This window comes from Polaromonas sp. P3_A5 (assembly GCF_056403055.1).
Genome location: NZ_JBFUGF010000005.1, coordinates 74768 through 87906, shown reverse-complemented (window position 1 = coordinate 87906; position 13139 = coordinate 74768). Strand labels below are relative to the sequence as shown.

The following is a 13139-nucleotide window of genomic DNA, read 5'->3' as shown; positions in this document are numbered from 1 at the left end:
CCGCCGGATCGCTCTGGACATCCTTGCGGATGTAGTTGGCCATGACCTTGCTGCTGGGCGTGATGTCCCAGGAGGCACCAATCATCTGCGCATCCACCTTGCTGCGCGACAGCGCATTGCCCTGGAAGTTGTCGCGGTTGTAAACCGCCCAGGCCCGGATATCCCCGAAGTCGTAGGAGCCCACCAGCATCCACTTGTTCCTGAAATCATTGAGCAAGGCGCCGCCACGTTTGCTGTCCCTTCCGTAGCCGACGCCCAGACCCAGCGGGCCGCCGCCTTCGCCGTAGCTCAGCGAGACATCGGTCTGCTTGTAGTCGCTTTCAAAGCGGACCGGGCCGGCCGCGGTTTCCGGCAGGCCTTCACCGTTGAAGTAATGGCCGGCGCGGAAGACGAAGTTGCTGATCACCGGGCTGGCATAGCCGATGGCGTTCGAGACACGTGTGCGCGCGTTGAAGATGGAGGTGCCGATGGCGGTGGCGCCGGCATCGTGGATGACGTACTCCACGTTGCGGCCCAGGATCGCATAGATCGGCGTGCGGCTGGGCGCGGCCGAGTCGATGCGGCCGATGTTGACCACGCCAAAATCGCCGCTGATGCCGACGTAAGAGTTGCGGTAGACGGGCGAGCTTGACGCGCCGGTATCCGAAGAGATTCCCATCTCCAGGCCAAAGAGCGCTTTCAGCCCTCCCCCCAGGTCCTCGGTTCCCTTGGCTCCGAACCGGGACGCGTTGCCCGTGATCAAAGTCTGAGTGACGGAGCCGGTCTTTGAGTTCTCAAAGCTCGTGTCCATCCTCCCGTAGATCGTTACCGTGCTTTGCGCCAGCGCGGCGACGGGGGCTATTGCGGTTATTGCGCCGGCGCCAATCGCAGCCAGGCAGGCTATCTTCAATTTCATTTCTCACTCCTGAAAAGTTTTGTAAATGGCGGCGAATCATTCGCCGCCGCATGGGTGCTCACGGGCGCAGTTCGCCCAGGTCTTTCCTGCTTCCCTCCTCGCCGACCGTCATAAATCCCGAAAAACTCGCTTGCTTTTTTGTATTGACTAGCGATACACTGTATCAAACAGCGTTACAACTAGATCATGAAGCGGTGATGACTGTCAAGAAATTTCGCGGCGCTGTTGCCGCGAATGCACAAGGTGAAAGCTGGCAAGGGTGTTGGTTGGCCTCTAAATTGCGAGTAGTTGTGCGAACGTGACGTATCGGCGGGAGGCCTCCCGCTGACTGGAGTTTTTGATGAAAGTGACGTGCAATAGGGGGTCTGTTGCGGTTTCCTTGGGTGGGAACCGCGGGCTCGAGCGAAGTAGCGTGCGATATAGGTGCTTACTGGCCCGTGTCGCAGGCAGAGATAAGGACGCAATCTGATGTTTGGGCCCATATTCCAGCGAATGCGCGACAGCCTGGTCGTCGTTGCGCTGATGTCTGCCATCGCGTTTACGGGCATTCACCTGATTGGCGATCCCATACATCTGCTTGTCAGCCCGAATGCCTCCACCGAAGAGGTAGAGGTCGCGGCGCGCAGCCTGGGGCTGGACCGGCCGATCTACGAACAATACGCACTGTTTGTGAAACACGCGGTCGAGGGCGACCTTGGCAAATCGTTTGTCTTCAACCGGCCGGCGCTGGGAATTGTTCTGGAGCGCATGCCCGCAACCCTGGAGATGGCGTTTGTCGCGCTGATACTGGCGCTGGCCATCGGGATCCCTCTCGGGCTCGTCGCGGGCTTGATGCCGGACTCCTGGGTTCACAAGCTCATTGCCGGATTTTCAATCGCGGGGGTCACCATTCCCACGTTCTGGAAGGGGCTCATCCTCATCCTCATCTTTTCCGTGAACCTCGGATGGCTTCCGTCAGGCGGGCGAGGCGACACCGAACAGCTCTTTGGTGTCGCCTTCAGCTTCCTGACATGGGACGGCCTCAAGCACATGATCCTTCCGGCGACGACGCTTGCGATATTCCAGATTGCCATGGTGATCCGCCTGACGGAGACCGGAACCCGCGATGTGGTGCAACAGGAGTACGTGCGGTTCGCGCGTGCCAAAGGCGTGTCCGGGTTAAGGCTCCTGGCGAGACACATCGCCCCGAATGTGATGATCCCCGTTGTCACCGCCGTCGGGCTCGAGTTCGGTCACCTCATTGCCTTCTCCGTGGTGACCGAATCGGTCTTTGCGTGGCCGGGCATGGGCAAACTCATCATTGACTCGATCCTTCATCTCGACAGGCCGGTTGTCGTGGCCTACCTGATGGTCACCGTTCTTCTGGTGGTCTCCATCAACCTTCTGGTGGATCTCCTGTATGTGATTCTTGATCCCCGGCTCAGAGCCCGCAGCAAATAAAAATGAGGTGACCCCATGATCCAGACCGAATCATTGAATCCGGAAGAAAAACTGGCGGACCTGCCAGTGGCGCAGCCGGCGCAAACCCCGTGGAGCCGGATCCGGCGGCAATTCCTGCTCAGCAAAATCGCGTCGGTGGCGCTTGTCGTCTTTGGGCTGCTGCTCATCGTGGCACTGGGCGCACCGCTTTTCTCACCGCAAAATCCGTACGACCTGGCCGCCGTATCGATAGTGGACGCGGAACTCATCCCAGGTGCGCGCAGCGAAGCGACCGGAATGCTGCATGTCCTCGGCACCGATGGCGCCGGACGGGATCTGATCAGCGCAATCTTCTACGGGCTTCGCATCAACATGGCTGTCGGCCTTCTCAGTGCATTGGCCGCACTTTGTATCGGAACAACAGTGGGCCTGACGGCCGCCTACTTTGGCGGACGTGTTGATTCGTTTTTCATGCGGATCGTTGACTTGCAACTGAGCCTGCCGGCCATCCTGATCGCGCTGGTACTTTTGGCATCGCTGGGCCAGGGCGTAGACAAGACCCTGCTGGCCCTGATCATTGTTCAATGGGCGTACTACGCCCGCAACGTGCGCGGGGCCGCGTTGGTGGAGCAACAAAAAGAGTATGTGGAGGCAGCGATGGGGCAAGGCTTGCCCCCCAGGCGGATCATGTTCAGGCATGTGCTGCCGAACTGCATGGGAACGCTGATCGTCACCGGCACCCTGCAGACGGCGCACGCCATCAGCCTGGAGGCAACGATGAGCTTTCTGGGTATCGGCCTTCCCCAGACAGAACCTTCGCTGGGGTTGCTGATTGCCAATGGATTCGAGTACATGCTCACGAACAAATACTGGATCTCGGTCTATCCGGGGTTGGCATTGGTGCTCCTGGTGGGGTCGATCAACCTGATCGGTGATCGTCTGCGTGTTGTTTTCAATCCCAAGCTGGATCAGGTATGAGCACAAGTGCGTTAAAGGTCAATGGGCTCACCACCCATTTCGAGACCAAGGCCGGCGTCGCCAGGGCGGTGAACGACGTTTCCTTCTCGGTCGGGCAAGGGCAAATCGTTGCCCTGGTGGGCGAGTCGGGATCGGGAAAGTCCGTGACGGCAATGTCCCTGATGAACCTGGTGGATCCTCCCGGTCGAATCGTTGCCGGTGAAATTCTCCTTCGGGGAAATAACCTGCGTTCCGTCTCCGCCCGCGAATGGAACAGGATTCGGGGTAAAGAGATGGCGATGGTTTTCCAGGATCCCATGATGTCGCTCAACCCTGTCATTCGGGTGGGAGACCAGTTGACGGAAACCATCCGGATTCACGCCAAAGTATCACGGTCAGATGCCACGGAGCGTGCATGCGCCGCGTTGGCCGCGGTGGGAATTCCGGCGCCGGCCGAAAGGATGCGCGCCTATCCGCATGAGCTGTCGGGTGGTATGCGCCAGCGAATAGCCATCGCAAACGCCATCGTCAATGAGCCGGCCGTGATCATCGCCGACGAGCCGACGACCGCCCTGGACGTCACGATCCAGGCGCAGATTCTTTACCAGATCCGCAAGCTTACAAAAGAGCGCGGAACGGGACTGGTATGGATAACGCACGACCTGAGTGTGGTGAAAGACCTCGCGGACTACGTGTGCGTGATGTATGCCGGCCGCATTGTCGAGAAAGGCGCGGTCGCTGATGTGATCAGGTCGCCGAGACATCCTTACACACGCGGCTTGATCGACTCATTGCCCAAGTCACAGGATCGCGGGTCCCTGCTCAAGCCGATTCCCGGAAGTACGCCGCCCCTGCTCAATCTGCCGTCCGGTTGCGCGTTCGCACCCCGCTGCAGCCGGGCAACGCAAGCGTGCACGAAGATGCCCGGCCTGACCCGGACAGATGACCGGGAGTTTCTTTGCTTTCATCCCTATACCACCCACAACTCATGACCACGATACTTGAAGCGGCCAATGTCTCGAAACGGTTTGGCGCCGCGCAAACCTGGAGCGGGCAACTGGCGCACAAATTGAAGCTGGCTCGCAAGACGCCCAAACAGGTGTCCGCGGTGAGTGACGTCAGCCTGCAGATCGAGGCGGGAGAGGTGGTCGGCCTGGTGGGTGAGTCGGGCTGCGGAAAATCAACCTTCGGGCGGATCGTCGCGGGCATTCTGGAACCGTCCAGCGGTGACGTTGTGGTCCACCAGGTGCCGGGCAAGCCCTATCTTTCGGATGTTCATCGAAACGTCCAGATGGTCTTTCAAAACCCCTATGGCTCGCTCAATCCGCGGCTGCGTGTTGACCAGCTGCTCAGCGAGGCGGCCATCTATCACGGGTTGATTTCTGCCAAAGACAAAGCCCCCTTCGTGCGAGGCCTCCTGGAACAGGTGGGTCTGGACGCCAGTTACGGCGAACGCTATCCGCACCAGTTCTCGGGTGGGCAGCGGCAGCGAATCGCCATCGCAAGGGCGCTGGCCCTGAAGCCGTCGCTGGTCGTCTGCGATGAGGCCGTTTCGGCGCTTGACGTGTCCATCCAGGCGCAGGTTCTCAATCTTTTCCAGAAGCTCAGGCGAGAGCAGAACCTTGCCTACCTGTTCATCAGCCACAACCTGGCGGTAGTGGAATATCTGGCCGACCGGGTGGCGATCATGTACCTTGGCCGCATCGTGGAGCTGGCCAAAACGGAAACACTCTTCAGCCAACCCAACCACCCCTACACAAAGGCGCTCATTGCCGACGCGCCGCGCATGGATGCAAAACCGCTGACGTACAGGCCGATTGCGGGCGAGATGCCGAGCCCGATGAACGTGCCCAGTGGCTGCGCGTTTCACCCCCGGTGTCCGCATGTCATGCCCATTTGCCGGGAAGTCCGGCCGGCCCTGATCGAAGTCGCGCCGTCGCAAATATCGGCCTGCCATCTGAATACCACCACTTCAAAAGCCGCGGAGCCCTGACACCAGGGTGCCGTCTTGAGAGGGCGCCAGGAGGGCTGGCGCGCCGCGCATTCCCGAGGCATCATGACGCCCATGCCCTCCGCATCCGCATCCGCATCCGCATCATCCGCCCACCAGGGCCGTGTCTTCGGCTCGCCGTGGGCAGGCATCTACGCCACGCAGATGGAAAGCGCGCGCCACTTCGGCCGCCACTGGCATGCGGTGTATGGCGTAGGGCTGATGGAGCAGGGCGCGCAAAGCTCGGCCAGTGGCCGCGGCCCGGTTGATGCTTATGCAGGTGACGTCATCATGTGCAACCCCGGTGAAGTGCATGACGGCCGGCCGTTGGGCGGCCCTTCGCGGCGCTGGCGCATGCTGTACTTTGAGCCTGCGGTCATCGCGTCCCTTGTGGCTGATGCGGAAGACACCTCGCGGGCCACTGACATCGAACTCACGCGCCCCGTCGCGCGGGACGTGCGCCTGCGCACAGCATTGCAACACCTGCTCGGCCACCTGCAGCAGTGGGACGCCGGTGCGGGGCGCCGCGGTGCAGATCCCCTCGCGTGTGAAGAGGCGCTGGTCCGCGTCTGTGCCTTGCTGCTGCACCGTCATGCCGTTTCACCTGTCACGCAATCGCAAGTCTCATCGTCCACCTCACCTTCTTCGCCTGAGCTGCACCGCGCCCGCGACCACCTGGCTGCTGATCTGCTCGCCCCGCCCACATTGACGGAGCTGGCGCGCACGGCCGGCCTCAGCAAGTTTCAGCTGCTACGCCGTTTTGAAAGGGCCTTCGGCCTCACGCCCCACGCCTGGTTGCTGCAGCAGCGTGCCGAGCGAGCGCGCGGCCTCATCCGCAGCGGCGCCGGGCTGGCGCAGGCAGCTGCGGCCTGCGGCTTTGCCGACCAGAGCCATATGACGCGGCTGTTCGCCCGCCAGTTCGGCTTCACGCCCGGCGCCTGGCAGCAGGCCATGGCCAAAAGCTCGCTGCAATAACGTTCAAGACGGCTGGTGCGCGCGGCGGCATGCTGGCCGCTGTTTCACTTTTTAAAAAAAGGCAGCCGCGCATGTTCTTCCGCCATTCCCCGGCTATCTGGGCCGACTACCCCGAGCTGGTGCCCGGTGTGCTGGCCGCCAGCGGCATCACCGCCGATGCAGACGTCTCCGCTCAGGTCGCCCGTTTCAACGCCATTGCTGCCGGCCGCCTTGCCGGCTGTGCTGAAGGCGAGCTGCCCGAAGTGCAGGCCTGGCGCCGCACTTTTTCCAAAATGGGCCACAAGCCCACGCAGTACCGCTGCGCGTCTGAATCACTGCTGCGCCGCTTTCGCAAGGAAGGTTCGCTGCCGCAGCTGCACCCGTTGGTCGACCTGTGCAACGCCGTGTCGATTGCGTTCGCCATTCCCGTCGCCGTGTTTGACGTGGCCCGGGTGGCGCAGCAGCTGGAGGTGCGCTACGCCACCGGCGTTGAAAGCTACCAGGCCTTCAGCGGCGAAACAGAAAGCCCCGAGCCGCACGAAGTCATCTTTGCCGACGCCGCCCAGCCGCCCGCAGCCCACGCCCGCCGCTGGACTAATCGGCAAAGCGGCCTCTCGGCGGTCAGCGCCGCCACGCACAGCGTGCTCATCGTGGCCGAGGCCCTGCACGCCGCGGCGGCAGATGACGTGCGCCGCCTCATCAGCACACTTGCCACCGAGCTGGCCGCCGCCTGGCCGGCCGCGCCCGTCACCGCGGTGCTCAGCAGCACCGCGCCGCAGTTTGATTTTCCGGGTGGGTAAAGGTCGCAGGGTCTGATTGAGGTCTTTTCAAGGCATTTTCAGGCATAAAAAGTGGCTGCAACCCAATAAGAATGTGCGCAAGCAGCTATTAATTTGGTAGCAACATGGGGCCGTCCTGCCCGCCCGGCGTTGCTGCCGCCCTGCGTTACCCCGCGTCTTTTCCGGGCACGGTGAATGCCTGAAACCAGAAGCTGGAAACTAGAAGCGAATGTCCACCACCGAGCCTTTGCTCACCGCTGACGAAATGGCCAGCGACCATTTGAAGCGCTCGCAGATCCGCTTCGTCAAAAACAGCCCCAGCCCCCGGCCGCCGCCGGGCTTCATCGACGTCTGCAAGGCCGCGCTGTAGCTGCGCGCGGCCTCCACCGCGTCGAAGCCTTCACCGGAGTCGCTCACCCGCAGCCTTTGCGGCGTGAGGCTGACCGTGACGTCCCCCTTCTGCGTGTTCTCGGCCGCATTCCTCAGGAGGTTGGCAATGACGATCCTGACCATCGCTTCCGGCGCATTGACCGAAAGGCTCACGCACTCGACCAGCACATAGCGCGCGGGCTTGAAGGCCAGCAGGTGCTCATGGTCCTGCATCAGCTCCTGCAAAATCAGGTCGACCCGGGTGGTCTCCACCCTTGCGTTGCCATCCGGCTCGCGCGACAGGTAAAGCAGGGCGCCCATGGTTTCGGTCAGGTTGTCGACCGTGCCGCGAATCCGGTCCAGCGGGCCTTTGGCCTGCGTGGGCAGCGCCTGTTTGGCCAGCACGTCCACCGCGCCGCTGATCACGGCGACCGGGGTGCGGAACTCATGGCTGGCCTGGTCCAGCAGGCTGCGTTCCCGCTCGATGAAGCGCTCCACCCTTTCAAGGTGGCGGTTGACCTGCACCGCGATGTCGTGCAGCTCCGCCTGCGGGTAATCAACCGACAGCCGCTGCGACGGCTGCTCCGGGTCCAGCGCTTCCATGTGCTGCGCCAGGGCCCTGGCCGGCTTGCGCAGGCTGCCGTGAAGCCACAGCAGCGTGGCGCCCACCAGCGCCAGGTTGACCAGCACAAAGATCAAGCCCCCGATGCCCACCTTGTTCTGCAGCTGCTCGATGTCGGTCATGTCAATGACGGTGACCACGCGGCCGTCCGCGACCGGCGTGACCAGGGCCGCGTAGTCGTGCTCGTCAAACCGGTCCAGATCCTGTTCGCTGTAGAACCCGGCGGGCAGCGTGGCCAGGTAGGGCGGCATGTCGGCGGGCAAGGCCGTGCCGCTCTTGAGGTGCCATCCCTTGTAGGCGCCCTGTGTCGGCAAAGGCACGGGTTGCTTGCCCGTGCTGCCGGCAATGTAATGCTGGGTGGTCGAGCGCAGTATCTGCTCCCACACCGGGTGCGTGATCATCACCTGGCCGAAGCCGACCGAGACAATGACACCCAGGGCCAGCAACACCCCGAAAGCGACGAACAGGGCGCTGATGCGCCAATGCAGGTCGAACATGCGCGGTTTATTCGCCATCCTGCACCCGCAAGCTGTAGCCCTGCCCGAGCACGGTGTGCAGGATTTTCGGGGCGCCTTCGCCATCGACCTCTTTGCGCAGCAGGTGCATGTGCGACCTCAGGATGTCCTTGTCCAGTGTGCGCTCGCCCCAGATCTGCGACTCCAGGTGTTCGCGGCTCACGACGTGCGGCGAGCGCCGCATCAAGACCTCCAGTATCTGCCGCTTGATCGGTGACAGCGACAGCTCGCGGTCTCCCCGGGTCACGACCAGCGACTGCAGGTTGAAGCGCAGGTCGCCGACTTCCAGCACCTGCCCCGGGGCCTGCGCCGCATGGCTGCGCGTTACCAGCACCCGCAGCCGCATTTCCAGTTCCGGCAGCGCGATGGGTTTGACGAGGTAGTCGTCGGCCCCGGCCTCAAAGCCCTGCAGCTTGTTGTCCAGCTGGTCTTTGGCCGTCAGCATGATCACCGGCGTCCTGGACTTGAGTTCGCACCGAAGCTGCGTGAGCATCGTCAGGCCGTCCATGCGCGGCATCATCCAGTCCAGCACGATCGCGTCGTAGTGATTCGCCTGCACCATGCCCAGGCCTGATTTGCCGTCGGGCGCCGCGTCGGGCTTGTGGCCGCAGGCTTCCAGGTAGTCGTAGATATTCGCCGCCATGGGCGCGTTGTCCTCGACGATCAGGATGCTCAAGGGGCCTTCAATCATGTCCATCTCGGTTCTTTCGCGTGGTGGCGCGGCGGGTGTCAGAATTTCCTCGAAACCCCGACAAAAACAGAAGTTACTCCATTAGCGTCCCTGTCCACCAAGGGGCTGTTGCGGATCTTGTTTGGCAGCGCGCTGTAAGACAGGCCGCCCGCCAGAATCCACTTGTCGGCAAAGGGCCGCATCACCTCAATACCGACACGCGGAATCACCGCGCTGCCCGGCTTGTAGTTCACCACACCGCGGGCGACTTCCGTGTCCAGTGTTCCGTAGTAATAGTTGGCCAGCTTGGCCGAGTAATGGCTGACCGCGATGTTGGGCGTGATCGTGGTCGATCCCCACTGCAGCGGGTAGCCGTATTTGGCCGAGGCCTCGTAACCCTTGCTCGCGCCCGACACATCGGCCTTCAGCGCCAGCTCCACCACGCCCATCTGGCCCTTGAAGGACCCGGCAATCCCCAGGTCCAGGCCGCCGTCGCGGTCTTCCAGGAGGTTGCGGTTGATGCCCCGGGCCGCGAGTTCGGCCAAACCGAAATCATCTTTCTTGATGCCGGCCAGCCGGGCGCCCAGCGTGGCATCAAATGTGAAACCGTCGCGGCTGAGCAAGTGGTAACCCCCGCTGATGCCGCGCCAGAAGAACTTCTCGCCCTGGTAGCTGATCAGCGGCACTGCGCGCAGCTTCGTGCTTTCGCCCGCGTAAATGTCGGTTCGGGCCGCCACGCCCACACCCAGGCCCCAGGGTGAAGCCCCGGGCTCGGGCTTCGGCTGCGCATAGGCGCCCGTAATGCCCGTAACGCCCGTGAGCGCCGACAGCAACACCACACCGGCGGGAACAACAACAGATTTGCGCTTCATAGGGAACTCCTCTTGGACGGTTTTTGGAAAAAGGCCGCCGGCGGATCGCCAGGCTGGACGCACTGTGCCGCGCCCCTGTCGCGGAGATGTCGCGGCCGGGATGCGGTGTGGAAGCACGCATCGCGACATCCCGGCGACAGCCAGCGCCGACCATCACCGCCTTTGCTTTCCTTTTCCCTTTTTGAAACCGGACCCATCAGGATGACAAAACGCCAAGCCCGCCCTTACGCCACACCTTCTCCGGCCGCCAGGCCCGCAGCCCTTGCCCGCGCCGAAACAAACCCGCACCCGCTCAAGCACGACCCTTCCGCCACGGCCGCGCTGCCGCTTTTTTCGATGTTTTTTTTGGGCGCATGGACTGGCAAGCCCGGCGCGTTGCGCGGGCGCAAGCGATGAGGAGGTGATGCCGGGAAAGGTGGTGCGCGGGCTGCGGGTCCGCCAACCTCAATGCGCAATCGCAATTTTAAGTGGCTGCAGCCCAATAAGGCTGTGCGCGAGCAGCTATTAATTCAGGAGCAAATCGCGGCCGCCCACGGTAATCAGCCGTGGCCTGCTTTGAGTTACTTCTCCGTGCCGGGAAAGTACGGCGCGCCCTGCATCGCCGTCAGCGGCAGATAGAAAGTTTTCACCGGCGCCAGCGGCGCATTCCGCACCACCACCTTGCCCAAGGCTGCGGCGGCTTTGTCCTGGGCTTCTTCTTCGCTGCCCTCTTCCGCCGGGCGTTTGGCGCCGGGCACCAGCGCCGGCCGTATGCAGGCTGCGCGTATGCCTTCAAGGATTTCGCCTGGCAGTTCGTCGCGTTTGCCGAAGCGGCTGCCGTCTACATGCAGCACCTCGCCCTTCAGCGTGGCAGACAGGTTCAGCGGCGGGTTGCCAAACGACTGGTCGTAGCCCACGGCCAGCGTGTTCGCGTCGCCGCGCCGGTACTGCACCACGCGCAGCCGTTTGGGCAGGCGGTTGGCGTCCACCTCCACGTCGCCTATATAAAAGTAGCGCACCTGTGCCGCCGGCAGGGGCGGCAGCTTGTAGCTGTCAGACCAGTTGTTCTGGTCTTCCTTGAACAGCGGGCGCAGCGTGGTGGGCAGCGTGTCATTGCTGGAAGTGGCAAATACGGCAGATGTTGCGTTCGAAAGCGAATAGCCGTGAAAGTCAAACGCCACGGTCTCTTTCTGCTCAGGTACCTGCTTGCCAAAGGCGGGGAAGATCGCGCCGTTCTGCCGAACCTCCTGCAGGCGCACGCCGTTGCCTTCGGCCTTCCAGCGCCCGCCGGCCAGCATGTCGAGCGAGCCGCCCATGAAGGTAAAGCAAAAAGTGTTGTCGTCCAGCAGCATCAGCTGCGCACGCGAATCGACCGAGCCTTGTGTGTAGCCACCCACATACGGCTTTTCAGCCGCAGTTACCGCATGCGCGCCGGCCATCGGCAGCAAGGTAAGGGCGAAGGCGGCAAGCGTGGTGCCAAGAGGCTGGGAGATGGAGCGCATGGGCAGTGAGTCCGGTGGGGGTTGAAGCCAATGAATGCATTACAGCGGGTGCCTGGCTGCGCCGGTATCAATAACAGCGCTGCGGTGCGCGGCAGTGGCCCGGGGCGAAGGAGGCAGCCCTGTTGGGCTTCTTCAAGCATAAAAAGTGCCTGTAGCCCAATAGGAGTCTGCGCGAACAGCTATTAATTTGGTAGCAAATTGCGCCCGCCGCAGCGACACATCCAGCCTACTTGTCTTCAGAAAAGTAAGGCGCGCCCTGCAGGGCCGTTAGCGGCAGGTAAAAGGTTTTCACCGGCACCAGCGGCGGCTGTTTCGCGGACGTCGCGCGTCCGGCCGCTATCTCTGCGGCTTCTTCTTCGCTGGGGCGTTTGGCCTCCGCCAGCGCTGGCCGTATGCAGGCCGAGCGTATTCTTTCCAGGGCTTTTTCCGGCAGCTCCTTGCGCGGGCCAAAGCGGCTGCCGTCTACATGCAGTACTTCACCATCTTTCAGCGTGGCAAACTGGTTCAGCGGCGGGTTGCCAAACGCCGGGTTGTAGCCCACGCGCAGCGTATTCGCATTGCCGGGCCGGTACTGCACCACGCGCAGCTGCTTGGGCTGGCCGTTGGCATCGACTTCCGCGTCGGCCATATAAAAGTAGCGCACCTGCGCCACCGGCATGGGCGGCAGCTTGTAGCTGGAAGACCAGCCGTTGTGGCCGTCCTTGAAGAGCCGGCGCAGGCTGGTCGGCAAGGCCTCGTCGGTGCCCGTGGCAAACGCGACCGACACCGCGCGAGACAGCGAATGGCCATGAAAGTCAAACTCCACGGTCTGTTTCTGCTCAAGCACCTGCTTGCCAAAGACGGGGAAGACGGAGCCGTTTTGCCGTACCTCTTGCAGGCGCACGCCGTTGCCTTCGGCCTTCCAGCGCCCGCCAGCCAGCATGTCGAGCGAGCCGCCCATGAAACTAAAACAAAACGTGTTGTCGTCCAGCAGCATCAGCTGCGCACGCGAATCGACCGAGCCCTGGGTGTAGCCACCGACATACGGCTGTTCAGCCGGGGTAACAGCCTGCGCGCCGGCCAGCGGCAGCAAGGTGAGTGCGAAGGTGGCGAGCGTGGTGCAAAGAGGCCGGGAGCTTGGGCGCATGGGTATCCAGGTGGTGGTGAAAGGGTGAGGAAGGCAGTGAATGTATTACAGCGGCCGCCCAGCGGCGCCGGGCTCAATGCAAGCAGATGTCAGCGCGCGGACTATGCCACTAAGGCACAAAGTGCGAAGCCACAAACGCCAGCCCCGCCAGCCCGCCCCACAGCAGCGCCGTCACCAGCCGGTTGCGTTCGTTTTCATGGTGCGTCATGAAGAGGTGGCCCAGCAGCCAGGTGATGCCCTTGAAGCCAAACAGCAGCCCGATGAGAACGGCCGTGCCGACGTAGACACCGTGCATCCACAGCGGAATCGACATAAAAAAGTACGCCACACCGCGCGACGGGTAAATCAGGTACATGCCCAGAAACAGTGACACCTCAAAAAGCGGCACCGCCACCAGCGCAGCTACCAGCCGCCACAGCAGGCCTTCACTCTCGTCAGGGGCCGGCCGGCGCTTGCGCAGGTAAGGGGGTCTATCCATGGGGTGGGACTA

General features: G+C 62.6%; 14 protein-coding genes. 7 read left to right on the top strand and 7 right to left on the bottom strand.

Annotated elements, in window-relative coordinates; all coding sequences use genetic code 11:
* Positions 1 to 895 (bottom strand): porin (locus AC1DU8_RS22565; protein WP_477727278.1); only part of this gene is annotated, 895 nt, incomplete at its 3' end.
* 468 nt (positions 896 to 1363) lie between these two features.
* Between AC1DU8_RS22565 and AC1DU8_RS22560 the strand changes: the two genes are divergently transcribed.
* The 6 genes from AC1DU8_RS22560 (at position 1364) to AC1DU8_RS22535 (ending at position 7015) form a co-directional block, all read left to right on the top strand.
* Positions 1364 to 2335, top strand: coding sequence for an ABC transporter permease (locus tag AC1DU8_RS22560; RefSeq protein WP_457282003.1), 972 nt, complete (start codon positions 1364 to 1366; stop codon positions 2333 to 2335).
* Positions 2336 to 2350: 15 nt separating this feature from the next.
* Positions 2351 to 3292: an ABC transporter permease gene (locus tag AC1DU8_RS22555; RefSeq protein WP_477727277.1), complete on the top strand. Its 942-nt coding sequence runs from the start codon at positions 2351 to 2353 to the stop codon at positions 3290 to 3292.
* Positions 3289 to 4263: an ABC transporter ATP-binding protein gene (locus AC1DU8_RS22550; RefSeq protein WP_477689763.1), complete on the top strand. Its 975-nt coding sequence runs from the start codon at positions 3289 to 3291 to the stop codon at positions 4261 to 4263. Before AC1DU8_RS22555 ends, AC1DU8_RS22550 begins: the two co-directional genes overlap by 4 nt.
* Positions 4260 to 5264: an ABC transporter ATP-binding protein gene (locus tag AC1DU8_RS22545; protein WP_477702699.1), complete on the top strand. Its 1005-nt coding sequence runs from the start codon at positions 4260 to 4262 to the stop codon at positions 5262 to 5264. The genes AC1DU8_RS22550 and AC1DU8_RS22545 overlap by 4 nt, the downstream gene beginning before the upstream one ends.
* Before the next feature lie 72 nt (positions 5265 to 5336).
* Positions 5337 to 6236, top strand: a complete 900-nt coding sequence (locus tag AC1DU8_RS22540; protein WP_477727276.1) for an AraC family ligand binding domain-containing protein — start codon at positions 5337 to 5339, stop codon at positions 6234 to 6236.
* A 71-nt stretch (positions 6237 to 6307) separates the two neighbouring features.
* Positions 6308 to 7015 (top strand): B3/B4 domain-containing protein, encoded by a 708-nt coding sequence (locus AC1DU8_RS22535; RefSeq protein WP_477727275.1) that lies wholly within the window; start codon positions 6308 to 6310, stop codon positions 7013 to 7015.
* 198 nt (positions 7016 to 7213) lie between these two features.
* On the opposite strand, the gene AC1DU8_RS22530 is transcribed toward AC1DU8_RS22535, so the two are convergent.
* Genes AC1DU8_RS22530 through AC1DU8_RS22520 form a run of 3 tightly spaced genes read right to left on the bottom strand, consistent with a single transcriptional unit; the run spans position 7214 to position 10042 of the window.
* Entirely contained in the window at positions 7214 to 8482 is a 1269-nt protein-coding gene (locus AC1DU8_RS22530; protein ID WP_477727274.1) for a sensor histidine kinase, read from the bottom strand.
* Between the two features lie 7 nt (positions 8483 to 8489).
* Complete coding sequence (locus tag AC1DU8_RS22525) at positions 8490 to 9197, bottom strand: response regulator transcription factor (RefSeq protein WP_477727273.1); 708 nt, start codon at positions 9195 to 9197, stop codon at positions 8490 to 8492.
* A 32-nt stretch (positions 9198 to 9229) separates the two neighbouring features.
* The gene (locus AC1DU8_RS22520) at positions 9230 to 10042 is read right to left on the bottom strand and encodes a MipA/OmpV family protein (RefSeq protein ID WP_477727272.1); all 813 of its coding nucleotides are present in this window, start codon (positions 10040 to 10042) and stop codon (positions 9230 to 9232) included.
* Between the two features lie 201 nt (positions 10043 to 10243).
* On the opposite strand from AC1DU8_RS22520, the gene AC1DU8_RS22515 reads away from it, so the two are divergent.
* Positions 10244 to 10438 carry a hypothetical protein gene (locus AC1DU8_RS22515; protein WP_477727271.1) on the top strand — a complete coding sequence of 65 codons (195 nt, stop codon included), beginning with the start codon at positions 10244 to 10246 and terminating at the stop codon, positions 10436 to 10438.
* A 164-nt stretch (positions 10439 to 10602) separates the two neighbouring features.
* Here AC1DU8_RS22515 and AC1DU8_RS22510 read toward each other — a convergent pair whose 3' ends face one another.
* From AC1DU8_RS22510 to AC1DU8_RS22500, 3 genes are all read right to left on the bottom strand, one after another.
* Complete coding sequence (locus AC1DU8_RS22510; RefSeq protein ID WP_477727270.1) at positions 10603 to 11523, bottom strand: hypothetical protein; 921 nt, start codon at positions 11521 to 11523, stop codon at positions 10603 to 10605.
* A 226-nt stretch (positions 11524 to 11749) separates the two neighbouring features.
* On the bottom strand, positions 11750 to 12649 hold the full coding sequence (locus tag AC1DU8_RS22505) for a hypothetical protein (protein WP_477727269.1): 900 nt from the start codon (positions 12647 to 12649) through the stop codon (positions 11750 to 11752).
* Between the two features lie 109 nt (positions 12650 to 12758).
* Entirely contained in the window at positions 12759 to 13127 is a 369-nt protein-coding gene (locus AC1DU8_RS22500) for a hypothetical protein (protein WP_477727268.1), read from the bottom strand.
* Between the last annotated feature and the right edge of the window lie 12 nt (positions 13128 to 13139).